We start from the raw sequence: 271 nt of genomic DNA, 5'->3' as shown, positions 1-271 counted from the left end.
CTGAACAGTGAAACAACCAAAAACTTAGTAAAAGTTTTACCCAAGAAATTCCTTAGTAAATTAATGGATAAAGACGATAGTCTATAAAATATAAGCCAGAGCAATCTGGTCAAGATTAAAACTTATATGATGATTTAAGCTAAGCTTAAAAAATCTTAAACATGAGAGTTTGATCCTGGCTCAGGATGAACGCTGGCGGCGTGCTTAACACATGCAAGTCGAGCGAGAAGCTATTTATTGAACCTTCGGGTGATTTAGACAGTGGAAAGCG

The 271-nt window shown here is 36.5% G+C and carries 1 rRNA gene; it reads left to right on the top strand.

Going from position 1 to position 271, the window contains the following annotated elements:
- Window positions 1–157 precede the first annotated feature (157 nt).
- Window positions 158–271, top strand: a 16S ribosomal RNA gene (locus tag QMG30_RS24915); the annotation flags it as partial.

The sequence above is a fragment of the Vallitalea longa genome (genome assembly GCF_027923465.1).
In the GTDB taxonomy this organism is placed as follows: Bacteria; Bacillota; Clostridia; order Lachnospirales; family Vallitaleaceae; genus Vallitalea; species Vallitalea longa.
This window is presented reverse-complemented; position numbering and strand designations above follow the sequence as displayed.